This is a genomic window from Rothia sp. LK2492 (assembly GCF_040946345.1).
In the GTDB taxonomy this organism is placed as follows: Bacteria; Actinomycetota; Actinomycetes; order Actinomycetales; family Micrococcaceae; genus Rothia; species Rothia endophytica.
This window is the reverse complement of sequence record NZ_JAYWLX010000005.1, coordinates 158,266-184,140: the sequence shown is the minus strand read 5'-3', so window position 1 is coordinate 184,140 and position 25,875 is coordinate 158,266. Positions and strand designations below refer to the sequence as shown.

Sequence of the window (25,875 nt, the reverse complement as noted above, 5' to 3'; positions counted from 1 at the left end):
AATAATGAGCGATCGCAGCCTTCGCGGAATGCGTCTTGGTTCTCAGTCAATGGAAACCGAATCTGGCGTTGAGCCGGCACCTCGCCAGCGCGTGGAGTACCGCACTGAAGATGGCGAACGTCTATTTGTAACCTTCGCTCAGGAAGCTGAAATCCCGGCAACATGGCCCGCTAAGTCAGGCAAGGAAGCCTTCCTTGTCTCTGGAGACGGCAAGGTTGAGGAGAGCAACGAAAAGCCAGTACGTACTCACTGGGATATGCTTCTGGAACGCCGGAGTGTCGAGGAATTAGAAGAGACTCTGCAACAGCGTCTAGATATCTACCGTGAGCGTCACGCCATCTAGAAATCAGTAATTTTATACACTTGAAGCCCCTTACCTGTTAGGTAAGGGGCTTCAAACTTTCACGGAGAAGCTAAACGGCTTACTTTCTCAGGTCTGAGATTTTGCTCTTTGCTCCTTCAAAACGAGAGGATAGACCCCAGCGGGTCACCTTACTCATGGAGTCAAAAATGATGTTGCCGTCCATCTTTGAACTACCAATTTCTCGCTCAATAAACGTAATTGGAACTTCCTGAATCTTTAGGCCGGCCTGTTCTGAACGCCATGCCAAATCTACCTGGAATACGTAGCCCTTTGAGTCGATGCCGTCAAGGTTAAGACGCTGCAAGGCTTCTCGGGTGTAAGCACGATAGCCGGCAGTGATGTCTTTAATCTTGGTGCCCAGAATAAGGCGGGTGTAGAGATTAGCTCCTCGTGAAAGAAGCAGACGATGCGCTGGCCAGTTCTTGGTCTTACCGCCGGGAACATACCTTGACCCAATTGCTAGATCGGCTCCATTCTCGATTGCGCGCAGCAGCAAGGGAAGTTGCTCGGGTTGGTGTGAACAGTCTGCGTCCATTTCTACTAAGACGTCATACGCTTCAGCCAAACCCCAGTCAAAACCTGCTAGGTAGGCTCCACCTAAACCGTCCTTGGTGGTACGGTGCAGCACGTGAATCTGTGGATCGGAGGCAGCCATATCATCAGCAAGCTTGCCTGTTCCATCGGGGCTATTGTCATCAACGACGAGAATATCGCAGTCGGGTACAGCAACACGGAGCCTTTCTACCACACGCGGAAGGTTTTCCTTCTCGTTGTAGGTAGGAATGATCGTCAAGACTCGCATAGTTCTCCTTGGTTAGTCCCTTAGGGCGGGCTGCACGGTTTTATCAACCGACTTCTCATTATATAGTTACCGTCGAGCTTTACATTAATCCTCACATAGCTCAGTTGGACCTATGTTTTTAAGAGCTTTACCCTCTAGGTAAACAGATGATAGAACTGGGCGATCAACATCAGGTGATAGAGCTGGCAACAGCGGTGTTCTGGCCCTGGGGTCGGTACTCCAAGCTGAGATACGCGAGTCCGGAGTTTGAACCATCAGCTCAGTCACATTCCACAGGGCAAAGTTAGCTGGAGCACCCGGTACAAGTTGACCTGCCAAGGGTGAAGATACACCGTTGGCGCGTTGAACACCACGGGTTAGTGCTTGGAAAGCCGCACGTGCCGAGATTGCCTGATGTTCAGGTGCGTTCACAGCATCGCTGACTAAGTCCCAGCCGAACGCCGCAGTCTTAGCCAAAGGATCAGAGCCCAGGGTAACAGCAGCACCGCTGGATAGAGCTCTCGAGAGGCTATCACCTGCCGAAGCGTAATCGGATGAAAAGCCCAAGGTCACATGAAGGGACCGTGCTACATCAATGAGATCATCTTCGAGAGAAAAGATGCCGTCCAGACGCGGGGCGATTCGCAGACGGTCGAGAGGTTCGAGAGATGAAACTTTGTCTAGAAATACTTTGACAGAGCTGCTGGTAGTGAAAGCTCCCGAAACGATCAGTTGATGCTCCACCGCTACGGTTAGCAGGGATAGGTGTTTCAAAGAATCCTCAGTGAAATATACACCTTTGATATTGGTCGGTAGCTCTGAGGGGTTTAGCAGTGCTTCTGCCGAAAGATAAGTGTTAATCTTAAGCTCCGAACCAGTAGCATTCTCGCTCAGAAAATTGTGTTTACTAAAGAGGTTGACTTCCCCGTAGCCTTGTGACCGACAAACAGATAGAAGCTCCTTGGCATCTTCTACCGATGATACGGCTGCTGCAGCTAACGAAAAGGTCGGAACGACAAGTGCTCCTCCTAGTTCGATGCTTTGCATGCTTTCATCAAGAATGGAACGGGCTCCAGCGTCCTGCCCAACCCATTCAACCGCACCCTCGTTCATTACCAGGGCTGTGGCAAAGGGATCCACGGGGCTATAGACAGAGCCATCTAAAAATACTTGAGCAGCCATAAGGCCCTCCTTCAAAGAGAATGTGGAAACGTCTAAATCTGATCTGCGATAACGCCGCGTCGTAAGAGATTGATGGCTGCTTCACACTGAGTGCGAAGTTGGGGTTCAGCCGTTGATACGTGAGCTATCTGGTCTAGTGAGTCAATGACCTGTTTAGTCCACCGCACAAAATCACCTGCGGCCAGGTCTGTGCCATCAATAGCCGAAGCTAGCGACTGCCCACGAGCCCATTTGTAGATCGGCCACACCATGCCAAAGTCCGGTGTAGTAGTCTGAGGCAGTCGGTGAAGTTTCTCAGCATCGGTCAGCTTGCTCCAGTGCTTCACCACTTTCATCAATGCAGGCTCCAACTCTCTGGTGGGATACTTCCGCAGAATGTTCTGCTCATCCCTCTTAGCCTCAAAGACCATCACCGAAATAGCGGCAGCCGTTGCTGCGGGATCTAATTCATCCAAAAAGCCATCTGCTAGGCAAAGGGCGGTCAACAAATCCTTGTCGCCATAGATACGGCGCAGGGTACTCCCCTGCTGAGTAAGCTGGCGGCTTCCCTGTTCAGTCACCTCAACATAGTTATAGGCAGTAAGAAGAGCAGTAATCCGCTCGAAAATTTGAGAAATGGTGTTGGTCCGACGCTCAATCTGCTGACGCAGACCGTCGGTATCACGCGATAGTTTATACCAGCGTTCAGCCCACCTGGCATGATGCTCACGGTCTGAACAGCCATGACAAGGGTGCTGCCTCAGCTGTTTTCTCAGATTTTCAAGCCGGGCTGTCTCCCCATCTTCTCGCTCCGTAAAGTATCGCTTTTGAGATTTCTCGCGAGCAGGCAACCCCTGGTACAAGGCCTCCCGCATTCGCGACGCCATATCCCTACGATCTTTAGCTGTCTTCCCCGTGAACTTTTTAGAGACCTTGATTTTTGAGATGGGCAGAATGGGGCCTTCAAGGTCACGAGAATCAAGCCTGCGCAAATGAGCGTCCATCGTAAGGATGGACGGCTTGGGATCGTCAAAAGACTCAGCTCGTGCTAGCACCACTGCCGGGCCGCTGTTACGCCCGCGAGGTATATCGATGATATCTCCGGGCATCAGATCAAGCAGCGAAGCACGCGCCTGTGACTGCCGCAACCTATTACGACCCTTTTCAAGATTTTTCTCTAGATCTTTCAGGTCCCTACGGATGCTGGCGTACTCTGTAAAATCACCCAGGTGACAGGTCATCGCCTCCTCAAAACCGGCTAAAGTACGCTCATTCTTTCTAACCCGCTGCGCAATTCCCACTACAGATTTATCAGCCTGGAACTGGGCAAAGGACGACTCAAGAATCTTCTTGGTACGCTCAGCACCAAACTGAGCCAGCAAATTTGCACTCATATTATAGGTAGGTTTGAAAGAAGAATTCAGTGGATAGGTTCGCTTGGACGCTAAACCTGCAACCTGTTGAGGCTCCAGTCCGGGCCGCCACATCACCACTGCGTGGCCTTCAATATCGATTCCCCGGCGCCCCGCTCGGCCCGTCAATTGAGTGTACTCACCGGGGGTTATATCGACGTGGGTATCGCCATTGAATTTAGTCAGTTTTTCCAGTACCACTGAACGAGCTGGCATATTGATACCCAGGGCAAGGGTTTCGGTAGCGAAAACCATACGTACTAGACCTTCAGAAAATAGGGTTTCAACTACCTCTTTGAAGACTGGCAAAAGGCCCGCATGATGAGCAGCAATACCCCGAGTTAACCCCTCACGCCACTCATAAAACCCCAGCACCGCTAAGTCCTTGATATCCAAAGACGCCGTCGCCTCGGCGACATAGGCGCGGATAGTCTGCGCTTCAGCATCGGTGGTAAGCCGCACATCAGCATCGATACACTGGGCTACCGCAGCGTCGCACCCCACCCTGGAAAAAATAAAGCAAATTCCGGGTAGAAGACCGTTTTTATCCAGGGTAGCAATCATCTCCGGCCTGCTCACCCTAGAGCCTCTCGCTGGGGCAGATAAGCCGCTGTCGCGCTCGCGACTACGGTGGTATTCCTGGGTATGACGTTGCTTGCCCCGCCCCATACGGGAGAAGGACTTTTCCTGACGGGCTCGGGAAGGTCTCCCACGCCCAATCCTTAGTAGCTCAGGGTTTACCTCCGGCATCTCGGAGGATTCTGCGGCGTCCTGAACGGTTGTATCACCGTCAAAGAGGTCAAGTAGAGACTTGCCCACCATCACGTGCTGCCACAGGGGAACAGGGCGATGTTCAGAAACAATAATGTCAGTTTTCCCGCGCACTGTATCGAGCCAAGCACCAAACTCTTCGGCATTAGAAATAGTTGCAGAAAGAGCAATTACTGAAATATGTTCAGGAAGGTGGATGATGATTTCTTCCCACACAGCACCACGGGAACGGTCAGCCAGGTAGTGGACCTCGTCCATGACAACGTAGCCAAGATTATTCAAGGTGGTTGACTCAGCATAAATCATGTTGCGAAGCACTTCAGTTGTCATGACGACAATGGGAGCCTCAGAATTGATGGAAGTGTCCCCCGTCAGCAACCCAATATGTTCGCTGCCGTATACTTCGACTAAATCGTTGTATTTCTGATTACTGAGAGCCTTGATGGGGGTGGTGTAGAAAGCTTTTCTACCCTGTTTCAAAGCGAGATGGATAGCAAATTCACCAACGATTGTTTTACCAGCGCCAGTTGGAGCCGCTACAAGAACTCCCCTGCCCTGTTCAACTGACGAGCAGGCATCACGCTGGAACGGGTCTATCGAAAAATCAAGGGTCTTCTCAAAAACTGAGAGTTCAGTCTTTGAATACTCATTGCGTTTTTTTGCTTCAAAATATTGTTCAGCGTAACTTGCCATACATCCATCCTAGTCGTCAGATGCCCTCTCTTCCGCTGTTTCCTCCTCACCGCGAACAAAGTAAACCCCAGCACCGAATGGTACTGGGGTAAATGGCAGCGCTTTATAAGCGGTTGGTATTGCCCATATGCTGAAGGTCATCAAAACTGGTAGCTTGGTCCAGCTCGTCCGGGCTGAGCCCACCAGCAAGTTTTGCTTGCTTTTTGGCTCGACGTTTGTCGTTCCAAAGACAGATCAGAACAGCAACAAAGAAGAAAATGAGCAGAGGAGCCATGAGGTAGAACATGGTCATAATATCTGTGCCCGGAGCAGCCATCGCAGCGAGGAAGGCCACGAGTACAATGACCCAGCGCCACGATTTCTTGATGGTCTTACCACTCAAAAGACCCATGAAGTTAAGGCCTACGAGAAGCACAGGGAGCACAAAAGCTATGCCGAAGACCAGCATGAATTTGACGACGAAGCCAATATAGACATCAGCTGCAACGATATTATCAGTGCCCTCTGGGTTGAACATTAGTAGGGTGCGAATAGCTGTAGGCAGACAAACCCAGGCCAGCCAGATACCGAAGAAAAACATCGGAACCGCGCTGAATACAAAGCTGACGGCGTATATTTTTTCTCTCTTATACAAAGCGGGAGTGATGAATGCCCACAGCTGATACAGCCATACTGGGCAGGCCAACACAAGCCCTATGTAGAGCGAAATCCTAACTAACAGGTCAAAGGGGGAAGCTACAGAAGCATAGTTGAGAGTAGCGTTACGGCCCGCTTGTTCATTAATTGCGGTGAAAGGGTCACTGATGGCCTGAATGAAAGGGTCATAAAGAAAAAAACCTGCGATGGCACACAGAAGAGTTGCAAGGGCAGCTTTGATGAGCCGGTTGCGAAATTCACGAAAGTGTTCGCCCAAAGCCATGGTTGCTTGGGGGTTATTCTTTCGACTGTTTGGTTTAGCCATGCCTACCTTTTATGAGCGGTGTAACCTAGAGCCCCAGAACCCCGTGCTCATAGACAAAGGAGCACGGGTTCAGGGAACCCGAACGCTTGAAATAGAGCGCCGAGGCTGTTTAGTCGGCGCGGTGTGACCCGGTGTTCTGGTCAGAGGATGAAGGATTATTAATAACTTCACCTGAAACCACGCCATCGTTGGTGGTAGTTGATGAAGTATTTTTCTTTCCATCATTCTTGAGGCCATCAACCTCAGATTTGAAAATACGCATGGACTGCCCCAGGCTACGGGCCATACCGGGAAGCTTAGGTGCGCCGAAAAGAAGAATAATGATGATGAGGAGGATGAGCAGATGGACGGGGCCGAGGTTACCGAGCACGTTCGTCACCTTTCTGAGATTTACTGAGCAAATCTCCGATGAGTTGGGGCTGACCTAGCTGATCGCGGCGCTTAATACGCCTCTGGGCACGGTCTAGCGTTCGTTGGTGTGCGCCTTGAGTAAATTCGCGGGCTGTAACAGACACCGGTTGGAAAAGTGCCACAGGTTGCGGGCCTCTGACAGCGGTTGACACAGCGGTGTCGCCTAACTGCGAACTAATGAGATTTTCCCATTCTTCAACAGCTTTGAAAGTAGCTAACCCCTTACGCAGGACGCGCCACAGCAGCCAGGCTAGAAAGGACAGCGAGCTCAATACGAGCACGCTCCATAAAACTATCCAAAACCACCAAGGCATACGACCAATTATATATCCGGTTATGGAGATGCCATGAACATATTTGGCTGTGGGCTTGCTCAGAACCGAGCTTACCAAGGTTCTTTTAGTTAATTTATGCTCAGCTGTCTTCTTCTTTGCCAGCCAATCTCAGCTGAAAGCGCCGCCGTACGTCGGATGGCTGAAGCAATTGGGCGCAGCCCCCTAGAGAGATGATGAGCTCAAACAGCCACATCTCATTTACTAGCGGCAGCTTATAAAAGTGGTTCCCAGCCTGCTGGGCTATATGAGAGGCATACTGCTCGAGAATCCACTGAGTTTTAGCGCGTGGAGTGGCCGGCAAATGAGCTGGGACGACCAAAGTTGCTTCACGATGAGGCTGATTGACCAGCTGGTGACGCCAGCTATGAAGGCTGGAGTCGGTATCATCGACAGGCTCAGACTGGAAAGCGTCATCAGTGAGTGCGTGCACAGCCCCAATGCGGTCTAGCCTGAAATGACGTATGTCCTGCGCTGAACGGCACCAGGCACGAAGGTAGCGAGGGCCGTCTCTATTAACTAAGGAGAGAGGCTCAACCGTTCTCTGACTGACCCCGTGATAAGAACTATAGGTAAGTTCCAAGGGAACCTTTGAAGCTATTGCCTCCTGAAACACGTCCACCGTGTCATTTGAGTACACAGAAAACCGGTGACAAAAATGCTGTGTTTGTGCAGAGTTCTCACTGAGCTTGATGGCTAAGCTGTCAAGCATTAGCTGTTGCTCAGAACTATGGTTGAGGTTAATGGCCAGTAAAAGCGTTGCCGTCTCTACCGCTGTCAGTGGCGCCCCACCGGTCATTTCTACTTTTCCGTCGACCGTTACCCAGTCATCGCTATCGATAGTGATGAACAGGGCTCCGAAGGTAACGCTTGCAGCAACAGCCTCCAGATTGGACCGTATTTTAGACGGAGCCAGATCAAAGTAATCAGAAAGGTCGGAGAGCGCCATCCCTCCGCGGGAACTGATGAGCGAGAGCATGATAAAAGTTCGTGTGAGTTGTTGAGAGGCTGTTTCTCGCTCGCGCTGCGCGCTGACGGGCTTCCACACTAAATCGTGGGGCAGAGCACCCGGTGTTTCTTCAGGTGGTTGGTCAAGAGCAGTACGCAGGTTTCTTTCAGCCTCGATCACAAGGCTCTGCTGACCCCGATCAACATTGACCGAAGCTAGTTGCTGTTCAGTGAGCTCATGAGTTGCACCGTTGAGAACAGCGCGCTCAGCAGATTCTAGCGGTGAGTAAGAGGGCAGCTCCGTGCACGCTTCCGAAGAATGAATATGTTTGAGCGGCAGAGATGCAACGAGCGGAAGCTCAGCAAAACCGACACGGCTCAGTGCCTCTTGCATAGAAAAATCCGGGGGCGCGGGAAAGCTACTGGTAGCAAGGATTTTGGTGCCGGACATACGATCTAGCCGAAAGATACGTTCTGCTTTACGGTCTCTGTCCCAACCGTAAACGTACCAGTGCCCAAATCTAAGGCCCAAACCCCAGCAGGATATTTTGCGGACCTGAGCAGAGGTACCGTACAGGAAGCTCAGACCCTTTTCTTCAGCGGTCGCTTCAAGGCATTCAACGAGACCAATTTCGTCAGAGAACCGAGGGGTATTTCCCAGTAGTTCACCCATCTTGAGCCCCGCTTGTGCTCCTACTTTAAGCATCGCTGATGAGGCGTAGCGCTCAAGGCTCGTGCCCTGCCAAGCCGTGCTGAGATGGGAAAAAAGTAAGACATCAATAGGCCCCAGCGTTAGGGATGGACGGTCACCGGTCTCAACACGATAGGTAAAACCTACTTCTGAATGTTGAACACGGTGAGAGATAAGGTCAAGCCCCACCGACCGCAACACATCCTTATCTCTTTCGAACATACGCTCAAAAGCTGCTTCACTGGAAGCTTGTGAGTATTGAGGTACACGGTGGCGAATTTGGTTACGGTCAAGACCATGCGGGGCTGATACCAGCACATCAAGAAGCGTAATAGCGCGTTCAACTGCTTTAGAAGTCATTACTCATTAAAATAGTCCCCGGTTCTTAAGAACCGGGGACTAAACACGCTGAGCGTTCTAATTACTTGCTGACATCAACTAGGTCAACCACGAAGATGAGAGCTTCATCGGGGCCAATAGCTGCACCAGCGCCACGTGAGCCGTAAGCCATCTCGGAAGGAATCTCCAGACGACGTCGCCCACCAACCTTCATACCTAACAGACCGTCATCCCAGCCCTGGATCACCATTCCAACACCCACCTGGAAACGGAGAGGTTCACCGCGGTTCCATGATGAATCGAATTCTTCACCGGTGGAGAAAGCTACCCCAACATAGTGTGCAGATACCGTGGATCCGCGTTCTACGGTCTCGCCCGCGCCCTCAATTTCATCGATAATCACTAGCTCCTGGGGAACTCCACCCTCGGGAAAGTCGATTTCGGGCTTACTGCGATCAAGGTTTCGCTGTCCAAATGACATATAAACTCCTTAGGTATTTCTATTCCGAAGCTGAGGCAGTTGCCTCAGGGGACTGCGTACTTTCAGGGTTATCACTGGGCTCGGCAGGTGCTGATGAGGCAGCCTCCGCAGTACGAGCCGGTGATGAACCAAGAATATCTACTACGAACACCAGGGCGCCTTCAGGGGCACCTGAGTCCGCAGCGTCCTCACCGTAGGCTAGCTCGCTGGGAATCTGAAGCAGGACTCGGGAGCCAACTGTCTTACCCTTCAGACCTTCCTTCCAGCCTTCAATAACTCCGTTGAGGGAGAAGCTAAGGGGCTGAGTGCTGAAGTTTTCATCAAAAACAGCACCGTCTGACCAGGTGACACCTACATAGTTAGCGTAAACGGTGTCGTTCTCACCAAGGACGGCGCCTTCACCGGTAATAAGATCCTCGGTGTAGAGCTCGGTGGGCGCATCGCCACGGTCCTCCGCCAGCTTGAGAGTGGGTGTACCATCATCACCTACGCTAAATTCCTCCAGAGCTGAAGACTTCTTTTCGTTCTCCACGCCCTCTGCTGATTTCAGGAGCTTGCTGGTGACGGTGTAAACCTCAACGTTGGTTGCGGTTCCTGGGGATACGGTAGGTGTTGCCTCGGCTGTTGAGGTAGACGCCTGATCAATATTGGTGGTGTAGGAGAAAGTAGTTCCTACTTTTGCCCCAGCGAGTATTTCGTAGAGTTCCGGTGCAGCTTCTTTGAGCTGATCAGTGACCGGAATGACCATGGGAGCGTCAGCATACGTAGTACCAACAGAGCTACCGTCTGCACCGTTGAATACGGTTGCATCAACGAGGATGGTATCTCCATCTACAATCTCATCGCCAGTGCCCTCTTCAACAATGTGGGCTTCGGTACCGGATGCCGCGAAGGGAGTCGCAAAGGAAGCTGAGGGTTGAGCGGTTGCCCCGTTGAGGGAGTAATCCACGTCTTCAAGCTTATCGCCCGAGCCGCCCCCGCAAGCGCTGAGTAGCAGGGCAAGGACAGCGCTACCGGTAGCGATATATGTCGTTTTCTTTTTCACGTACATCTCTTTCATTGTTGAAGCGCCCGTCGGACGCAGGACTTCTCGCCGTTTATCATAGCTGAGGAAGCTGGGTGCCGGCTATGAGGCCCTTTTCTAGATAAAGGGAGGAGCCCAAACCGTAGATTTCTTTTGCTGTAATTCTTCGATGAGGGAAGCTACCTCTGCGTTTTCTACGGCAAAGGGGTCTTTACACATCACGCTGAGCTGGGGCCGGCTATTCAGTTTAAGATGTACCCAGTCTACGGTGAAAGGCTCACCAGCCGCGCGGGCTGCGCTGATAAAACTACCCCTAATACGAGCCCGAGTTGCCGGTGGCTCAATCGTTGCCCGATCAATTTCAGACTCCGATATCACTGTTTTAATGAGACCCTTGCGATTCAGCACATTATAAATCCCGCGGTCAGGGTCAATATCGTGATAGGCAAGGTCAAGTTGCTGGATTTTGGGGTCATCATACCCGCTAGCGCCTCGGCTGATATACGCGTCCAGAAGCTGTTTCTTAATGGCCCAATCAATTTCTGTATCGATACCGCTGCTATCCCCGGTCTCGATGGCTTTCAAAGCTCGATCCCACAGGTCCAGGATATAAGGCACATCCTCGTGATGCGGACCTTTAGCTTCAACATACTGACAGGCCGCAGCATGGTAGTGACGTTGCATCTCTACAGCGCTTCGCTCGCTACCGTCGGCAAGACTAAAACGGGCGCTACCGGTCATATCGTGCGATATAACCCGCAGAGCTGTTGCAGCATCTCTGATTTCAAAGTCAGCTAAGGGGTAGTAGTCTTCAAGCATCCGCAGCACAAGATCAGTAGCACCGACCTTGAGCATAGTGGTTGTCTGAGACATATTCGAATCGCCGTTAATCACGTGCAGACGGCGGTAGAGTGAGGCGTCAGCATGCGGTTCATCACGGGTATTAATCAGGGGGCGGGCACGCGTTGTCGCCGTTGAGGAGCCTTCCCAGATATGGTCGGCACGCTGAGAGAAAGAAAAACTAGGTTCATTCTGAGGCCCCAGCGGACGACCGGACCACTCTGGCGGACCGGAAGGGTGAGTTTTGCCCGCCCCGACCATAATCTGACGTGTAATCAGAAAAGGGATGAGCGAGCGTACCAGTCTGCTAAATTCCACTTTTCGTTCAAGCATATAATTTTCATGCGACCCAAAGGAGTTACCCGCTGAATCCACGTTGTTCTTGAAAAGGAAAATCCGCCCGTCAAAGCCTTCAGCTTCGAGGTTATCCTGAGCCTGGTTCACCAAATCGTTGAAGAGGTATTCACCGGCTTTATCGTGAGCGAGTAAATCACGCAGGGTAGCGGTTTCGGCCGTTGCATATTCAGGGTGAGAACCAACATCAAGGTAGAGACGACCGCCATTGGGCAAAAAGATATTGGTGGAGCGCCAACTATCAACCACAGGTTTGAAGAGCCTACGGGCCGCCTCCTCCGGTGCAAGAGGCCCAAGCCCGCGTGGGATATATCTGATTCCGAATTCGGTTTCAACACCAAAGATTCTACGTTCCATCATTGCCCTTCTTTACGTCCTCTTCGATGAGGGCAGTATTTTATTCGCCGCCCTTTTGAACGAATCCCTTGACGAAGTCTTCAGCATTTTCTTCCAGAAGACCGTCAATTTCAGCCAGAATGTCATCGACTTCTGACACTAGGTTCTGATTAACCTCTGCGGTCTGGTGAGAAATTTGAAGCTGACTCTGCTCAAGGGGCGCACTGGAGCTCATCTGCTGTTGAGCTTGCTGTTGTTGACGTTCCACGGTGGAATCTCCTTATAAGTTCTTGCTCTGAATGGTATCGGTTATAAATTTTAGCCGTTGAGGATTTCAAATAGCTGGTCAGCATGCTCCAAGCCTAGATGAGGTTCTACCACCTCAGCGTTGAAGCCAAGAGGTTCATCCATCTGCAAGCGGTGCAGGTCTACCGAAAGAGGGTTACGTACTGAAAGCGTATCCCAGTTCGCCCCCACCACCTCGTCCGGCCAGGTAGTAATCAGTTTGCCGCGCAAAAAAGCGCGGGTATCACGCGGTGGGTTGGCAGCGGCCTCAGCAATCTGTGACTCGTCAAAGATGGTGCCCAGCCGCCCCAGAGCGACCAGCTTATGGTAGAGACCCTTTCCGGGCCGGACATCTGAATACTGCAGATCAATGGCTGCAAGTTTGGGGTCACTCCACTCCAGGCCTTGCTTTATATAGCCCAGCATCAGTGAATACTTGGCCACCCAGTCGAGGGTGCCAGCCAGTGATAGGGGGTCATGTTCGAGCGCATCCAAAATGTTTTCCCACAAATCCAACACTTCGGCCGTAGCAGTATCTGGGGTTTCTTCCAGGGATCGAGCAGCCTGTAGGTAACTGCGTTGAATATGCAGCGCAGTCGTCTCTCCCCCGTCAGCTAGGGGCAGTGTAGCTCTTAGGGTGAGGTCATGGCTCACCGTATGCATAGCTGAAACCGGGTCAGCCAGGACGATAACCGGCGCTGCCCCCGCTTCAATGAGATTGAGTACCAGCGACATCGTTCCAAACTTCAGCAGATTAGAATAGTGCGCCAGATTTGCGTCCCCAGAAATCACGTGAAGTCGCCGGTACTTTTCGCTGGATGCGTGCGGTTCATCGCGCGTGTTAACCATGGGGCGGCGAATGGTTGTTTCTAAACCAACGGTTCGTTCAAAGAAGTCCGCTCGCTGGGAAATCTGGAACCCAGCTTTTTCACCAGCTGGGCCGATGCCCACCCGGCCGGCCCCAGTCATGATCTGACGGGTGGCAAAAAAGGGTAAGAGAGCCTGAGTTAGAGCTTCAAAGTCTATGTCTCTGGGCAGGAGGTAGTTTTCGTGGGAACCGTAGGACTGGCCCTTACCATCGGTGTTGTTTTTATAAAGGTTAACCACTGGCATAGCCGACTGCTCGGTGGCCGCTACGCCTTCAATCGTAGCCACGGTCCGCGCCGCTATATAATCCCCCGCAGCGTCCCACAGGACACAGTCCCGAGGGTTACTGGTCTCGGGAGATGAGTACTCAGGGTGGGCATGATCCACATAAAAACGTGCACCGTTGGGCAAAATGGAGTTCATAGTGACAGCATCCCAGTCAATGCGTTCGGCGAAGTGACCGGCCTGGCTCAGAGCCTCAGCCGCGATGTCCTCGCTGGTGAGCACCCTAGACTCATGAGTGAGTTGGCTCCGGTGGGCGTCCTGACGTGCCATGCTAAAGCCGCGGGCATCATCCAAGGGAGTCTCTGAAGCATACTCCCACTGGGCTTCAACCTGGGCAGCTAGCTCTTGTTTAAAGAGCGTGTCGTAAGTGTTAACAACGAAAGCTGAAAGAACCGTGGGGTTAGCGCTTGGTTTCTGGGGTGCAAAAACCCCGTATTCAGTTTCGGCCCCCATAATGCGTGAAACACTCATCACTAAACCTCGCTCACAGCTCTAGCCGGCGCAACGTTGATGACCCGTTGGCGAACGTTGAGAGTCGAGAGAACATCTTGAATTTCAGAAATCTGAGGAACCTCAACCTGGTCTTCAAATTCAACACGGGCAGCCTCCAATAAGTGCTGAGTGGTAATACCTTTGGCCCCGCCGGCTAGAAATGACTTAATCGCTTGCTTCTTGGCATGATCCACGATATTTCGCACGACAGCGCCCGAGAGGAAATCACCGCGGGTCAGCCAACGGCTCACCCCATTTTCAAGGTTAACGCGAATATAACGGTTCTTAGGATCAGCTGAAAAGAGTGCATCAACAACCGTTTCAATCATGGTCTCGATCGCAGCCTGCTTGGAACCGGCACGGGTTACTTCTTCATCATTGATGGGGAGACCCTCGGTGAGATAGAGAGCAAAAATTTCGGTAGCGCCCGCTCGATCAGGTCGGTTGATGCGGATCTTCACATCAAGGCGGCCCGGGCGAAGGACTGCGGGGTCAATCATATCTTCACGGTTGGTCGCGCCAATGACAATCACGTTGTCTAGGGACTCGACACCGTCAATCTCCGCTAAAAGCTGCGGGACGATTGTTGTCTCAACATCGGAGGACCGGCCGGTGCCACGGGTCCTGAAGAGGGATTCCATCTCATCGAAGAAAACTACCACCGGGTTGCCTGCTTGAGCTTTTTCGCGCGCTGCTGAGAAGATATCGCGAATCTGCCGCTCGGTCTCCCCTACATACTTATCTAAAAGTTCTGGGCCCTTGATATTCAGGAAGTAGCCAGTCTTCTTACTCTTTCCTGAAAGTTCAGCAGCGCGTGCAGCTAATGAGTTGGCCACTGCTTTGGCAATCAAGGTCTTGCCGTTGCCGGGCGGGCCGTACAGCAAAATACCTTTGGGAGGAGTCAGTTCATGCTCTCGGTAGACTTCAGGGTGCAAGAAGGGAAGCTCGACCGCGTCCCTCATCAGAGCAATCTGAGAACTAAGACCACCAATATTTGAATAAGTGATATCGGGGACTTCTTCAAGAACTAGCTCCTGAGCATCAGTAGATGGAACTAGAGATGTAACCATTTGCAGCCTGTTGTCATAAGTCACCGAATCCCCCGTCGTCAGGGTACCGGCATCCAGAGCACCAGAAATACGAGCTACGGCTTTCATCTGATTGGGCATATCGACCACAACGTGCTCTGTATCGAGCACCTCCCGGATCGTAACAACATCCCCATAACCTTCAAAGCCCAGAGAGAGTACCGCTTGGGTGTTCTCATTGAGCAGGACGGTCATCCCCGGCTTGACCTCAGACAGTGAAAGGAGCGGAGAGGCCGTGATACGCACCAATCGTCCTCCCAGCAGTACATCAAGGTGCTCCTCACTTTCAGCCGGGGTCTTACCTTCCGCTAAATCCTGATACGTTATGGCGCCATCATGCACAGATATCACCAGGGCAGAGTTCAGCGGGGGTGCAACATCCTGAGATAGTGCTAGGCGCAAATGCTCCATCTCGTTCTTGGTTTTCGTCAGAGCATTCACCAGTTTTTGGTTGCGCTCCCCCGCGACCCGTAGCTGACGGTCCATGTTGCGGCGATTATCATTAGCGATATTAAGCTGTCGTAGCATCCGGTCATAGTCCTGCTGCGATACATTCCGCTGCTGGTTATTCTCGCTCATGAAACCCCTGCCTTCTCTCTTCTCCACGACCCCGGTAAAAACCTACTGCCCTGCGCTCGCAGTGAGTACACGGCAAGGCCTCTCGTTACTGTTCGCCCGTCTGAGCCTGTTCGGTTGCCTGAGCAGCTTTCACCGCTAGATTTTGGGCATCACGCCCGGCACGGCGCAGCTTACGATCAGATACATTTCGCTCACCTAGTGATGCCGGAGTCCAAGCATTCATATCTTCTTCCGAAAAATCAGTCTTAGAAGCTCTGCGTTTGGGAGCTAGCCGCTCCGCACCGTCAGCAAGACGACGAGAGGTAATAAGAAAGCCGGTGTGGGCCACCATACGGTGGTCGGGTCGAACTGCAAGACCTTCTACATGCCAGCCGCGCACCATAGTCTCGTGGGACTCAGGCTCGGTATAACGACCATCAGCTCGCAGGGCTTCAGCCACACGTGAGAGCTGGGTAACGGTAGCAATGTAGCAGATTACCACGCCGCCGGGTGCCAACGCTGTAGCTACCGCGTCTAAGCACTCCCAAGGGGCGAGCATATCAAGCACAGCTCGATCCACTGAGCCTGGCTGCTCAACGGAGCCCAGCTCTTCTGCCAAGTCCCCCAGCGTGAGTGACCATGCGGGGTGCTCGCCACCAAAGAAAGTTTCGATGTTTCCTCTAGCAATATCGGCAAATTCTTCACGACGTTCAAAAGAACGCAGGTGTCCATAGTCACCAACCGCACGAAGCAGAGCGATTGATAGAGCCCCAGACCCAACGCCGGCTTCAATAACGCGAGCCCCAGGGAAGATATCAGCCATCGCTACAATCTGGCCGGCATCCTTGGGGTAAACGACCGCGGCGCCGCGAGGCATCGACAGCACAAAATCCTTGTAGAGGGGGCGCAATGCCTGGAACTTAATGCCCTCAGAGTTCTCGATGACCGTACCCTCAACGTTGCCGATCAACTCGCTGTGGTTAAAGAAACCGCGGTGTGAGTGATAGGCACCGCCTTCGGTGAGGGTGATGGTGGTGATGCGTCCACGCTCGTCAGTGATCTGCACGCGCTCACCAGCGCGGAAGGGGCCTCGGCGGTTGATGCTGCCGGTAGGGGTGGTCATAGGGTTATTATCTTCCGTCAAAAATAGGTTTTCTACATTATCTCAGATTGCACCAGGTAAGGCACACCAGCGGATATTGCCCAACTAAGCGGGGTGCGGTGGGCGCTTCACAGAGGCAAGAAGCACCTCGGTAATATCCTTATGACTAATCACGCCAATCGTAGCTCCCCGATCTGTAACCGCCCACAGAGGGGCATTCTGCCGGTAGTGTGCCGGCAATTGATGGTAGCGGTAACCGTTATAAGCATCCATAATGTCTACCGATGAAGCTGAACCGGGGATACTACCAGGAGCAAGGGGGCTAGCTATCGATGCCAATGGCTGGTTGGCTAGACTCAGGGCAGATCGTAGAACGATAGGTTCTACAACAGACGACGGCGAGGCGGCAGATCCATCGTTCAGGAGCAGGTATGACCTTCCGTCCCATCTCGCTAAGACCTCGCCAATCTTTACTTCGGAGTCAAAGTATTGAACTGGTCTCATGAGGGAGGCCGCGGTCAACGGATTATGAGGGTTCCTCTCCTGGGAGAGGATTTTAAGGGACCCAGAAGCACCACTCCAGAGGAAATAAGCTAACGCCAAGGTAGCTACCACGATCACCGGTGAATTCCACAGCCCTAGGAAGACAACAATTCCAACCATCAGAGCAGTCACTGCAATACCGGTGTAGGAAGTCACACGCATGGCTAGGCTGCGGCTTCTTGAAACGTGTGCCACAGCTGCTTCAAGGGCGTGTCCGCCATCCAACGGGTAAGCAGGGATGAGGTTGAAGGCTCCAATTGCCACATTGACCTGGGCTGCTATTGAAAAACCCAAAAAATCAGCTGTTCCAGTGAGAGACCACACGAGCTGACAGACTCCGGCCATAAGAAAGTTCGCTAGTGGCCCCACCAAAGACACCATGAGCGACGTCATGGGAGTACCGGTGTTCATGCTGGTTTGCCCGCCCCAAACTGTCAAGGAGATGGATCTGACCTCTAACCCCCTTTGAGCACCAACTACCGCATGAGCCAGCTCATGCAAAAAGACACCCAGCGCTAGTGTTACTGCCACCACCGTTGCAGCCGTAAACCCGTCAGCAACGGTAAGAGCGGGCCAGGCGGAGAGATGAGATCCATACCCCACAATAAGAAGAATCATGAATATGAACCACGATGCTTTGAGATAAATGGGAGCTCCGCGATAAGAGCCAATCTGCAGTCCCGAATGCTGATTCACTGGTGAGTTACCTTCCCAGAGTTTCGTTTACTTGCTCCATCAGTCTACGGGTGATTGCTGTAGTTTTTTGGCGTAGCATATAACGGTGATGCACCAGCAAATACCTCAAGACATTCTTGCCCAGACGAGCGCCCGTCAGGGAAGCCCAGACGATAAGCCCTTAACTGCACTTCTCATCGCTTTCGAAGGGTGGAATGATGCAGGTGAAGCCTCAACGGAGACCTTGAGGCTGATTTCATCTCACTACGGCGCCTCCCCTCTCCCAGGGTTTGAGACCTCTGATTACTTTAGCTACCTGAACACCCGCCCCATGTTTGAATCCTTCAGCGATGGAACCGGGGCGGTTAGATGGCCGGCCATCACCTTTTCAGAAGTTAACCTCAAAAGCCCAGAGCGCCGATTACTGATTCTCACCGGACCAGAGCCCTCCCTCAGGTGGCAGAGCTTTATTGATAACATCTTCAACTTCGCCCAAGAGCAGGGCGTTGACCTCATCCTGCAATGCGGTGCCCTTCTTGATGAAGTCCCCCACTCTCGCCCCTTTCCGCTCAATATCACCAGCATGAACCCCGATGTTCTCGCCGTTGAAGGAGTGAAGAAAGTAACCTACAGCGGACCTACCGGGATTATTGGGGTCACCGCTCACGAGGCAGCGCAGCGGGGCTTAACCTCCGCGTCACTCTGGGTATCAATCCCCCACTACATCAGCCACCCGCCCCATCCTAAGGCGGTCTTCACCCTCATGAGCGCTCTGGAGAGCATGCTGGGGATCTCGCTACCGGTAGATCAACTGGCTGAAGACATCTTGGCCTGGGAACGAGGGGCAACCGAACTCCTTGAAGAAGAACCCGAGCTACGCTCCTATGTTCAGCAGCTCGAAAGCTCTGCCGAGGCTGAGGACGATCTCGCAACCTTTGACCATGTGGATATTGCAGCTGAGTTTGAAAAATTCCTCAAACGCAGAGATGACTCCTAAATTTAGGTGAAACGCTAGGGACGCCGGTGGTTGAACCACCGGCGTCCCTGTCTCTTCTTGAGTTAAACCTATATAGCTAGACCAAGCCGAGCCATCAGCAAATTACCGACCAGCTCGCTACCGCCGCCACCGTGCTCAAGCACAGAAAAGGCCCACTGATCGATAGCAATCAAGGCAGCAGGGACGTTGAGGTCATCGGCAAGAAGTTCTCGCACCGATGCCAAAAGCTTAAGAGCTGCTTCATCTTCCTGTGTGTCAGCGTGTTCCAGAGCTGCAGCATAGGTGTCAAAGCGCCCCTGCGCTTTCTCTAGTAAATCTTCGGTCCAGAACCAGTCGGTGCGATAGTGGTTATCCATAATGGCAAGCCGTAGGACAGCGGGATCGATTCCCTCTTGCAGAAGTTTAGAGACTAACACCAGGTTACCTCGTGACTTGCTCATCTTCTCGCCCTCTAAGCCCACCATGCCAGTGTGGGCGTAATGCCGTGCCATGGGCCGCCCGGTCAGAGCGAAACCGTGGCTGGACCCTAAATCGTGGTGAGGGAACTGGAGGTCAGAACCTCCGCCTTGCACAGAGAAGGGAGAGCCCAAAAACTCCTGAGAGATGACCGTACATTCAATATGCCAACCAGGACGCCCAGCACCCAGCTCCCCCCCTTCCCAGGAGGGCTCACCGTCACGCGCTACCCGCCACAGAAGCGGATCTAAGGCATCTTTCTTTCCGGGGCGTCGAGGGTCACCGCCGCGCTCCCCAAAAACGGTGAGCATCTCTTCATGACTCATATGCGCAACATGGCCGAGAGTCCAGCCCGAGCCCAGTCTCTCATTGAGCTGCGCTGCTGCCTCCAAATCAAAATAAATATCGCCATCAGGGTGCACCGTGCCATCCTCAGCGGTAAAACCCGGGACTCGGTAGGCATAACCCTGTTGCATCAGCTTTTCAACAGCGTCAACCACCAGCGCAATTGAATCGACAACGCTAACATAGTGGTCAGGAGCAATGATGTTGAGCGCTTCCATATCAGTACGGAAAAGTTCAGTCTGCTCTTCGGCTAGCTCAACCCAGTCAACGCCCGTCGCTGCAGCGCGCTCAAGCAGAGGGTCATCAATATCAGTCACATTCTGCACAAACTTCACGGGTACCCCAGCATCGCGCCAGGCCCTATTGAGCACGTCAAAAGCAACATACGTTGAAGCATGACCCATATGGGTTGCATCGTACGGTGTAATACCGCAGACATAAAGCCCCGCCTGCTGCTCACGCTCGAGTTCCACATGCTGTTGGGCAGCTGTATCAAAAATATAAGGTAGAGGGGCTGCCCCCGGCAATGATGGAATAGTGGGCTGATCCCAGGCTCTCATGGACTTCCTAACAGTGATTCTCTTAAAACAGTTATATAAAACAATACCCGCCCGGTAATCATTCCGAGCGGGTAAAAAAGGTGAGCCAGATTAAGCGGTGAGGACGCCGGTGCCCAGCAGGATGTAAAGCACTAGACCGAGCGCAATACGGTACCAGACAAAGAGGCTGTAGCTGTTGTTAGAAACGAATTTCAAGAACCAACCAATGATGAAGTAGGCAACAACGAAACCAACTGCCGTTGCAAGCATGGTCGAGCCAAACCCGTAATAGCCGGTGAAGCCATCTCCAATACTGCCAACAAGCTTGTAGAGGCCAGAGGCAAAGACTGCCGGGATAGCCAACAAAAAGGAATAGCGCGCTGCAGCTTCACGGGTATAGCCCATAAGCAAGCCAGCAGTGATGGTGCCACCTGAGCGGGAGACACCTGGAATCAGCGCCAGTGCCTGCGCGAAACCAAAAAGAATACCGTGCTTAACGGTGAGTTCTTTTAGCTCTCGCTGCTCTTTGCCAATACGGTCTGCAATACCAAGAATGATCGCAAAGACAATCAGCATAGTGGCAGTGATCCATAGGCTACGGAAGGAGGTGTCAATGTACTCTTCTAGCAGGAGTCCGAGGATACCGATGGGCAAAGAACCAATAATAATGAACCAGCCCATACGAGCATCTGGATCCTTCTTATCGACCTTACCGGTCAGTGAGCCAAACCAGTTCTTGATAATGCGCATGATGTCTTTCCAAAAAAACACCAGTACCGCAGTTTCAGTACCTAGCTGGGTAATCGCAGTAAAAGCAGCACCAGGATCTTCGTTGTTCGGCAGGAACTGCCCCACGATTCTGATGTGCCCCGATGAAGAGATCGGCAAAAATTCTGTTAGACCCTGGACTAGACCCAGGATTATCGCTTGTAACCATTCCACGTTTGAAAACTCTACGGGAGAAAAAGGGAAAGCACAGCACCCAAAAGGGTGCTGTGCCGGGAATAACAGAAAAACCAGACCCTCAATCAGCCCATAAAGCTAGATGAGAGGTCAGTTAGCGAGTCTACTTTTCTGCGTCCTGAGATTCGAAGTCCTGGTCGTCTTGATCCTCGAAGTCGTAGTCAAACTCTTCTTCGTCATCATCGTCTTCAATGAATACCTCAAGAGGAGTTACCTCTTCAAAGGTTTCAAAGAGGGCTTCTTCATACCGTTCGAAGGCGTTAGCGATAGCAACGTATGCATTTTCGATAGAGGCATCCTGCTCACCTCGGCTGTTTGTGATGGCGGTAAGGTGCTCTTCGAGAGCGGACGTCAGAAGTGCCAGTTCGGCGCGAGGATCATTACTCATACAATAGACGTTATCGTGAAAAGTCTATTCCGCGAAATACCCCGGGAGGTTAATTTTGAGGGAACACACCATTGGCTATGCAGAAGAGCAGGTTGCTGGCTCTCAGCAACGCTTTGAGTACATGATCGTAACGGTCGAGTCTCACGAAAATCTCAAGGACGCACGGGCAAGGTTACGAGAGCACTCTGAATACGGTCGGTGGGAATTAGCACGGTCCGTTATTCTTTACGGCGGCCGCCGAAAGTACTGGTTACGGCGACGGGTAATGAAGCTGCAAAAGACAGTTCATTTTGTCTAGATTCTTACAGCTTCTTTTGCGCTAGCTCAGAGTTTCTGCATACAGAAAAGGTGGAGGTGTAGCTAGCTACACCTCCACCTCTATCACCAGAAATCTCTGTTGCTTTAGAAACCCAGCGTCTTGAGTGATTTATTGATTGCCTCAGCTGATGCACGCAGGCGCCCTACCTCGGCTTCGTCCATGGGGACATCAAGGACGCGCTTGACGCCTTCTCGGGAAACGACTGAAGGGAGTGAGAGAGCTGCTTCACCTTCGATGCCGTAGCGTCCCCTAATCTGGGTGGCGACATTGAGTACAGCATCTTCACCCTTGAGGACGGCCTCTGCAATTCGGGTAGCTGAGATACCGATGGCGTAGTTGGTTGAGCCCTTGCCTTCAATCACCTTGTAGGCAGCTCGCATCGCCTGCTCAGCAAGTTCTTCCTTGACCTCATCGGTAAATACTTTTTCGCCAGCTTCGTTGGTCCAGTCATTGAGAGGAACCATGCCGATGTTAGCTGCTGACCACACCGGGAATTCTGAGTCACCGTGTTCGCCGACAACATTGGCGTGAACTGATTTGATGGAAACACCGGCCTTTTTAGCTATGAGCCAGCGCAGGCGTGATGAATCAAGGACGGTACCAGATGCGAAGCAACGCTCAGTGGGCAGACCAGTGATGTTTTGGGCAACTACTGCAAGCACATCGCAGGGGTTGGTAACAATCATAAGAATGGCATTTGGGGCCACTTCCATAACTCGGGGAAGCATAGCCTTGAAAATATTGACGTTGGCTTCTGCTAGTTCCAGACGCGGCTGACCCGGCTTCTGGCGAGCACCAGCGGTGACGATAATCAAATCAGCGTCACGAAGAATCTCAACGTCGCCGCTACCGGCAACCTGAGCTTCATGAGCGAACATAGTGCCGTGGGCAATGTCTAGCCCTTCAGCTTCAGCGCGATCACCGGCAATATCGTAAATGACGATTTCGTCTGCCGCACCGCGCAAGGTTGCTGCGTATGCTGTAGCTGATCCAACACCACCAGCGCCGATTACGCCGAGCTTGGTGTGCTTCTTATCGAGAGCCATGATGGTCCTTTCAAGGGGACTTTAGTAGTCGAATTATTGTGTTCGGTACTTCTCCAGTATGCCACTAAAAAATGATGGTTTTCGTTGTTTTACCTGTGGTTAACTTTGGGTTTTCCCTACCATAACCAAACAAAGCTCACAAAAACAAATATGTGCATCGTGACCCTTTGTTGAAGGTCACACTGCATCCATCGTGACCAACAACAAACCACCAACGTGAATTTTTCTGCAGAACTGCAAATAGTATTGTTAGGTTCCTTCAAAAACTTAACACTCCTATCTTAAAGGTTCTCGTGACTGCTACCTCTGTACCACCTACTGCCCCATTGATGACCCGCCGGCAAATTATGTTGGTCATTGCGGGCCTGATGGCAGGCATGTTCCTGTCTTCACTCGATCAGACGATTGTTTCAACCGCGATTCGCACCATCGGCGATGATTTGCACGGCCTTGAACAACAGGCCTGGGTCACTACCGCTTATATGATTACATCGACGATCACTACTCCCATCTACGGAAAGCTATCTGATCTCTTCGGCAGAAGACCTCTATATCTTTTTGGCATCGCTGTCTTTATTGCGGGCTCGTTTCTCTCGGCTTTCTCAAGTTCCATGGCTATGCTGGCTGCTTTTAGAGCATTTCAGGGTATCGGTGCTGGAGCCCTGATGTCACTCCCTATGGCAATTATGGGCGATATGCTAGCCCCTCGTGAACGCGCAAAATATCAGGGCTATTTTCTAGCGATCTTTGGTGTTTCTTCTGTGCTGGGCCCGCTGATTGGCGGCCTTTTTGCAGGAGCTTCAGAAATCCTGTGGGTCACCGGCTGGCGCTGGGTCTTCCTAATCAACGTACCGATTGGCTTCATTGCTCTGGCAATGGTGTGGAAATTTTTGCATCTCCCCCACCGAGCAACGCCCTCTACCAAGCCTCGGGTGGACTGGTGGGGTTCAACCGCCATCATCGTCGCCCTCCTGCCTCTTCTTCTGGTAGCAGAGCAGGGGCGCGAGTGGGGCTGGAGCTCCGCTATCTCCGTTACCTGCTTTGCGATCTCGGCGGTCGGCCTTGCTGCTTTTATTATCATCGAGTCAAAGATGGGGCCGGACGCCATCTTGCCACTGAGCCTATTCAGAGCAGGGGCATTCAGCATGTCCTCCATCCTCGGTTTTCTGGTTGGTTTTGGCATGTTCGGTGCCATGATGACCATTCCTCTCTACCTACAGATTGTCGTTGGACTAACCCCCACTGAATCAGGCTTCGCCACCTTGCCCATGACACTCGGGATCATGATTGCTTCGATTGTTTCTGGGCAAATCGTGGCACGCACCGGCCAGTACCGTATCTTCCCCGTCGTAGGTACCGCCCTCATGGCAAGCGCCTACTTCTATCTAACCTTCCTCACGGCTGATCGCCCCTTCTGGTTCCTCATAGTAGGCATGTTCATCATGGGTCTGGGGCTCGGCCAGCTGATGCAGTCCATCACTCTTGCCGCCCAGAACTCGGTCTCCCCTGCCTATATGGGTGTGGCGTCTTCAGGTGCTACCTTCTTCCGACAGATTGGTGGCACCATGGGCACCGCAGTGCTCTTGTCCATTCTTTTCACCGCTATGCCGGCAAATATCACTTCAGCGATGTCCAATGAGCATGATCTCAAGAACGGCCTGGACGCAGCCCTCACCCCCTCTGTAGCCCAAGCTTCAGAGAATCAGGGGGTTATGCAGCAAATATGGCGCCCCATAGTTGACCCCCTACAGACTGAAGTTCAAGAGCAACTAGATCAGGTCACCCAGCAGGCTCGTACTGCTGCAACGGATGCTGTAGGTCAGCAGATTTCTGCAGCCGCTCAAGCACAGGTAGATGCAGGTACGATCCCTGCTGAGTCACTGCAGACTTATATTGACGACCAGGTTGCACAGGCTGCCCCGTCTGCAGAGGAGCAAGCTTTAGCCACTGCCGCTGACCAGGCTCACGCTATGATTAGGGACGGGTCGCTTGCCGTCGACTGGTCAGATGAAGAGCAGCGAACTTATTGGGTTGATTTGCTGGCGCCCAAGATTGCTGAGTCTATCAATGAGCAGTCTAGCGATGAGGGCGGGCAAAACGACTCGGCATCTACGTCAGATACCTCGTATCTCAACGGTGCCGACAGCCGCCTTACACGCCCCTTTATGGTGGGCTTTACTCAATCGGCGCTGTCTGTTTATTGGGTGGGTCTGATTGCTACCCTACTGGCCTTTGTGTTGGCGCTTTTCTTCAAGACCCCACCACTACGTACCGCCTCCGGCCTTCAGGAGTCTGCGGACGCCGCGCGTCGCGGTCAGTCGGAGCAGATAAGCTAGAGCGACTGCACTGAGGTAGTAGAAGCATTGAGGAGGGTTCCCCACAGTTGGTAGCCCTCCTCGAGCTTTTGAGGTGTGATGCAAAAAAATCCCCGGTTCATAGGAACCGGGGATGATCTCTGTGCGCGAGGGGGGACTTGAACCCCCACCCTCTAATACGAGGACTAGCACCTCAAGCTAGCGCGTCTGCCTATTCCGCCACCCGCGCAAGGTGTTTACTCAAGCTATAAAAGCTCTCGTAGGCAACGAATAGATACTTTACATGTCTCTGAGCGAACTGGCAAATCAAAGCCCCCCACGCCGTCCGAAGCTTTAATCCGTACCCTTGCAACTTGCGTGCTCGAGCAAAAAAAATTCACCAAAAGCGCCCACCAAAAATAATCAGTTTAACTGATTAGATAACTTGCTAAAAAAATCCCCGGTTCATAGGAACCGGGGATGATCTCTGTGCGCGAGGGGGGACTTGAACCCCCACCCTCTAATACGAGGACTAGCACCTCAAGCTAGCGCGTCTGCCTATTCCGCCACCCGCGCAAGGTGTCTTACCAGCAAGCTTTGCAGCCCACTCGTTTGGCAACAAGTAATAACTTACCCCCACCTGACCGCCGCCCGCAAATCAAAACCACCGCATTTACCTTAAGATGCGTCACACCCAGCTTTCACTCTTTTGCCCTCCGACTACTTCCCTGCTT

23 protein-coding genes and 2 tRNA genes are annotated in these 25,875 nt (G+C 52.3%); 4 read left to right on the top strand and 21 right to left on the bottom strand.

Annotated features, from left to right (window positions below; genetic code table 11):
- Nucleotides 1-4 precede the first annotated feature (4 nt).
- On the top strand, nt 5-343 hold the full coding sequence (locus VVR27_RS07845; protein ID WP_368547837.1) for an RNA polymerase-binding protein RbpA: 339 nt from the start codon (nt 5-7) through the stop codon (nt 341-343).
- Between the two features lie 79 nt (nt 344-422).
- On the opposite strand, the gene VVR27_RS07840 is transcribed toward VVR27_RS07845, so the two are convergent.
- The 15 genes from VVR27_RS07840 to VVR27_RS07770 all read right to left on the bottom strand — a co-directional run bounded on the left by VVR27_RS07840 (nt 423) and on the right by VVR27_RS07770 (nt 17,815).
- The gene (locus VVR27_RS07840; protein ID WP_368547836.1) at nt 423-1,166 is read right to left on the bottom strand and encodes a polyprenol monophosphomannose synthase; all 744 of its coding nucleotides are present in this window, start codon (nt 1,164-1,166) and stop codon (nt 423-425) included.
- Nucleotides 1,167-1,250: 84 nt separating this feature from the next.
- On the bottom strand, nt 1,251-2,327 hold the full coding sequence (locus tag VVR27_RS07835; RefSeq protein ID WP_368547835.1) for a hypothetical protein: 1,077 nt from the start codon (nt 2,325-2,327) through the stop codon (nt 1,251-1,253).
- A 32-nt stretch (nt 2,328-2,359) separates the two neighbouring features.
- The gene (locus tag VVR27_RS07830; protein WP_368547834.1) at nt 2,360-5,182 is read right to left on the bottom strand and encodes a DEAD/DEAH box helicase; all 2,823 of its coding nucleotides are present in this window, start codon (nt 5,180-5,182) and stop codon (nt 2,360-2,362) included.
- 103 nt (nt 5,183-5,285) lie between these two features.
- The gene (gene tatC, locus VVR27_RS07825) at nt 5,286-6,143 is read right to left on the bottom strand and encodes a twin-arginine translocase subunit TatC (protein ID WP_368547833.1); all 858 of its coding nucleotides are present in this window, start codon (nt 6,141-6,143) and stop codon (nt 5,286-5,288) included.
- A 109-nt stretch (nt 6,144-6,252) separates the two neighbouring features.
- On the bottom strand, nt 6,253-6,513 hold the full coding sequence (gene tatA, locus VVR27_RS07820; RefSeq protein WP_368547832.1) for a Sec-independent protein translocase subunit TatA: 261 nt from the start codon (nt 6,511-6,513) through the stop codon (nt 6,253-6,255).
- Nucleotides 6,503-6,835 (bottom strand): hypothetical protein, encoded by a 333-nt coding sequence (locus VVR27_RS07815; protein ID WP_368547831.1) that lies wholly within the window; start codon nt 6,833-6,835, stop codon nt 6,503-6,505. Before VVR27_RS07815 ends, tatA begins: the two co-directional genes overlap by 11 nt.
- 133 nt (nt 6,836-6,968) lie before the next feature.
- Nucleotides 6,969-8,885, bottom strand: a complete 1,917-nt coding sequence (locus tag VVR27_RS07810; RefSeq protein ID WP_368547830.1) for a helix-turn-helix transcriptional regulator — start codon at nt 8,883-8,885, stop codon at nt 6,969-6,971.
- A gap of 61 nt (nt 8,886-8,946) precedes the next feature.
- Complete coding sequence (locus tag VVR27_RS07805) at nt 8,947-9,345, bottom strand: FKBP-type peptidyl-prolyl cis-trans isomerase (protein WP_346873029.1); 399 nt, start codon at nt 9,343-9,345, stop codon at nt 8,947-8,949.
- A 19-nt stretch (nt 9,346-9,364) separates the two neighbouring features.
- Nucleotides 9,365-10,396: an FKBP-type peptidyl-prolyl cis-trans isomerase gene (locus tag VVR27_RS07800; RefSeq protein WP_409349943.1), complete on the bottom strand. Its 1,032-nt coding sequence runs from the start codon at nt 10,394-10,396 to the stop codon at nt 9,365-9,367.
- Between the two features lie 90 nt (nt 10,397-10,486).
- Nucleotides 10,487-11,920, bottom strand: a complete 1,434-nt coding sequence (pafA, locus tag VVR27_RS07795; protein WP_368547852.1) for a Pup--protein ligase — start codon at nt 11,918-11,920, stop codon at nt 10,487-10,489.
- 40 nt (nt 11,921-11,960) lie between these two features.
- The gene (locus VVR27_RS07790; protein WP_251380068.1) at nt 11,961-12,167 is read right to left on the bottom strand and encodes a ubiquitin-like protein Pup; all 207 of its coding nucleotides are present in this window, start codon (nt 12,165-12,167) and stop codon (nt 11,961-11,963) included.
- 50 nt (nt 12,168-12,217) lie between these two features.
- Entirely contained in the window at nt 12,218-13,807 is a 1,590-nt protein-coding gene (gene dop, locus VVR27_RS07785) for a depupylase/deamidase Dop (protein WP_368547828.1), read from the bottom strand.
- A 2-nt stretch (nt 13,808-13,809) separates the two neighbouring features.
- Nucleotides 13,810-15,495, bottom strand: coding sequence for a proteasome ATPase (arc, locus tag VVR27_RS07780; protein WP_368547827.1), 1,686 nt, complete (start codon nt 15,493-15,495; stop codon nt 13,810-13,812).
- 85 nt (nt 15,496-15,580) lie between these two features.
- Nucleotides 15,581-16,597: a tRNA (adenine-N1)-methyltransferase gene (locus tag VVR27_RS07775; RefSeq protein ID WP_368547826.1), complete on the bottom strand. Its 1,017-nt coding sequence runs from the start codon at nt 16,595-16,597 to the stop codon at nt 15,581-15,583.
- 84 nt (nt 16,598-16,681) lie between these two features.
- The gene (locus VVR27_RS07770; RefSeq protein WP_368547825.1) at nt 16,682-17,815 is read right to left on the bottom strand and encodes a site-2 protease family protein; all 1,134 of its coding nucleotides are present in this window, start codon (nt 17,813-17,815) and stop codon (nt 16,682-16,684) included.
- Nucleotides 17,816-17,903: 88 nt separating this feature from the next.
- Here VVR27_RS07770 and VVR27_RS07765 point away from each other — a divergent pair, with 88 nt between their 5' ends.
- A complete protein-coding gene (locus VVR27_RS07765) occupies nt 17,904-18,791 on the top strand; it encodes a PAC2 family protein (protein ID WP_368547851.1) in 888 nt (295 codons plus the stop codon).
- A 68-nt stretch (nt 18,792-18,859) separates the two neighbouring features.
- On the opposite strand, the gene mshC is transcribed toward VVR27_RS07765, so the two are convergent.
- From mshC to VVR27_RS07750, 3 genes are all read right to left on the bottom strand, one after another.
- Complete coding sequence (mshC, locus tag VVR27_RS07760) at nt 18,860-20,152, bottom strand: cysteine--1-D-myo-inosityl 2-amino-2-deoxy-alpha-D-glucopyranoside ligase (RefSeq protein WP_368547824.1); 1,293 nt, start codon at nt 20,150-20,152, stop codon at nt 18,860-18,862.
- Between the two features lie 90 nt (nt 20,153-20,242).
- Entirely contained in the window at nt 20,243-21,073 is an 831-nt protein-coding gene (locus tag VVR27_RS07755; protein ID WP_368547823.1) for an undecaprenyl-diphosphate phosphatase, read from the bottom strand.
- A gap of 124 nt (nt 21,074-21,197) precedes the next feature.
- Nucleotides 21,198-21,482, bottom strand: a complete 285-nt coding sequence (locus VVR27_RS07750; RefSeq protein WP_368547822.1) for a hypothetical protein — start codon at nt 21,480-21,482, stop codon at nt 21,198-21,200.
- A 55-nt stretch (nt 21,483-21,537) separates the two neighbouring features.
- Here VVR27_RS07750 and VVR27_RS07745 point away from each other — a divergent pair, with 55 nt between their 5' ends.
- Nucleotides 21,538-21,780, top strand: a complete 243-nt coding sequence (locus VVR27_RS07745) for a DUF5703 family protein (RefSeq protein ID WP_409349942.1) — start codon at nt 21,538-21,540, stop codon at nt 21,778-21,780.
- A 104-nt stretch (nt 21,781-21,884) separates the two neighbouring features.
- On the opposite strand, the gene VVR27_RS07740 is transcribed toward VVR27_RS07745, so the two are convergent.
- Nucleotides 21,885-22,847, bottom strand: coding sequence for an L-lactate dehydrogenase (locus VVR27_RS07740; RefSeq protein ID WP_368547821.1), 963 nt, complete (start codon nt 22,845-22,847; stop codon nt 21,885-21,887).
- Nucleotides 22,848-23,176: 329 nt separating this feature from the next.
- On the opposite strand from VVR27_RS07740, the gene VVR27_RS07735 reads away from it, so the two are divergent.
- Nucleotides 23,177-25,183, top strand: a complete 2,007-nt coding sequence (locus tag VVR27_RS07735; RefSeq protein ID WP_409349944.1) for an MDR family MFS transporter — start codon at nt 23,177-23,179, stop codon at nt 25,181-25,183.
- Nucleotides 25,184-25,305: 122 nt separating this feature from the next.
- On the opposite strand, the gene VVR27_RS07730 is transcribed toward VVR27_RS07735, so the two are convergent.
- Both VVR27_RS07730 and VVR27_RS07725 read right to left on the bottom strand, forming a co-directional pair.
- A tRNA-Leu gene (locus tag VVR27_RS07730) sits at nt 25,306-25,391 on the bottom strand.
- Nucleotides 25,392-25,631: 240 nt separating this feature from the next.
- Nucleotides 25,632-25,717: transfer RNA gene (locus VVR27_RS07725), tRNA-Leu, on the bottom strand.
- Between the last annotated feature and the right edge of the window lie 158 nt (nt 25,718-25,875).

Excerpts from the sequence above, each read along its gene's own strand:
- VVR27_RS07845 (WP_368547837.1), top strand. The coding sequence starts at position 5 with ATGAGCGATCGCAGCCTTCGCGGAATGCGTCTTGGTTCTCAGTCAATG.
- VVR27_RS07840 (WP_368547836.1), bottom strand. The coding sequence starts at position 1,166 with ATGCGAGTCTTGACGATCATTCCTACCTACAACGAGAAGGAAAACCTT.
- VVR27_RS07835 (WP_368547835.1), bottom strand. The coding sequence starts at position 2,327 with ATGGCTGCTCAAGTATTTTTAGATGGCTCTGTCTATAGCCCCGTGGAT.
- VVR27_RS07830 (WP_368547834.1), bottom strand. The coding sequence starts at position 5,182 with ATGGCAAGTTACGCTGAACAATATTTTGAAGCAAAAAAACGCAATGAG.
- tatC (WP_368547833.1), bottom strand. The coding sequence starts at position 6,143 with ATGGCTAAACCAAACAGTCGAAAGAATAACCCCCAAGCAACCATGGCT.
- VVR27_RS07810 (WP_368547830.1), bottom strand. The coding sequence starts at position 8,885 with ATGACTTCTAAAGCAGTTGAACGCGCTATTACGCTTCTTGATGTGCTG.
- VVR27_RS07805 (WP_346873029.1), bottom strand. The coding sequence starts at position 9,345 with ATGTCATTTGGACAGCGAAACCTTGATCGCAGTAAGCCCGAAATCGAC.
- VVR27_RS07800 (WP_409349943.1), bottom strand. The coding sequence starts at position 10,396 with ATGTACGTGAAAAAGAAAACGACATATATCGCTACCGGTAGCGCTGTC.
- pafA (WP_368547852.1), bottom strand. The coding sequence starts at position 11,920 with ATGGAACGTAGAATCTTTGGTGTTGAAACCGAATTCGGAATCAGATAT.
- dop (WP_368547828.1), bottom strand. The coding sequence starts at position 13,807 with ATGAGTGTTTCACGCATTATGGGGGCCGAAACTGAATACGGGGTTTTT.
- arc (WP_368547827.1), bottom strand. The coding sequence starts at position 15,495 with ATGAGCGAGAATAACCAGCAGCGGAATGTATCGCAGCAGGACTATGAC.
- VVR27_RS07775 (WP_368547826.1), bottom strand. The coding sequence starts at position 16,597 with ATGACCACCCCTACCGGCAGCATCAACCGCCGAGGCCCCTTCCGCGCT.
- VVR27_RS07765 (WP_368547851.1), top strand. The coding sequence starts at position 17,904 with ATGCACCAGCAAATACCTCAAGACATTCTTGCCCAGACGAGCGCCCGT.
- mshC (WP_368547824.1), bottom strand. The coding sequence starts at position 20,152 with ATGAGAGCCTGGGATCAGCCCACTATTCCATCATTGCCGGGGGCAGCC.
- VVR27_RS07750 (WP_368547822.1), bottom strand. The coding sequence starts at position 21,482 with ATGAGTAATGATCCTCGCGCCGAACTGGCACTTCTGACGTCCGCTCTC.
- VVR27_RS07740 (WP_368547821.1), bottom strand. The coding sequence starts at position 22,847 with ATGGCTCTCGATAAGAAGCACACCAAGCTCGGCGTAATCGGCGCTGGT.
- VVR27_RS07735 (WP_409349944.1), top strand. The coding sequence starts at position 23,177 with ATGACCCGCCGGCAAATTATGTTGGTCATTGCGGGCCTGATGGCAGGC.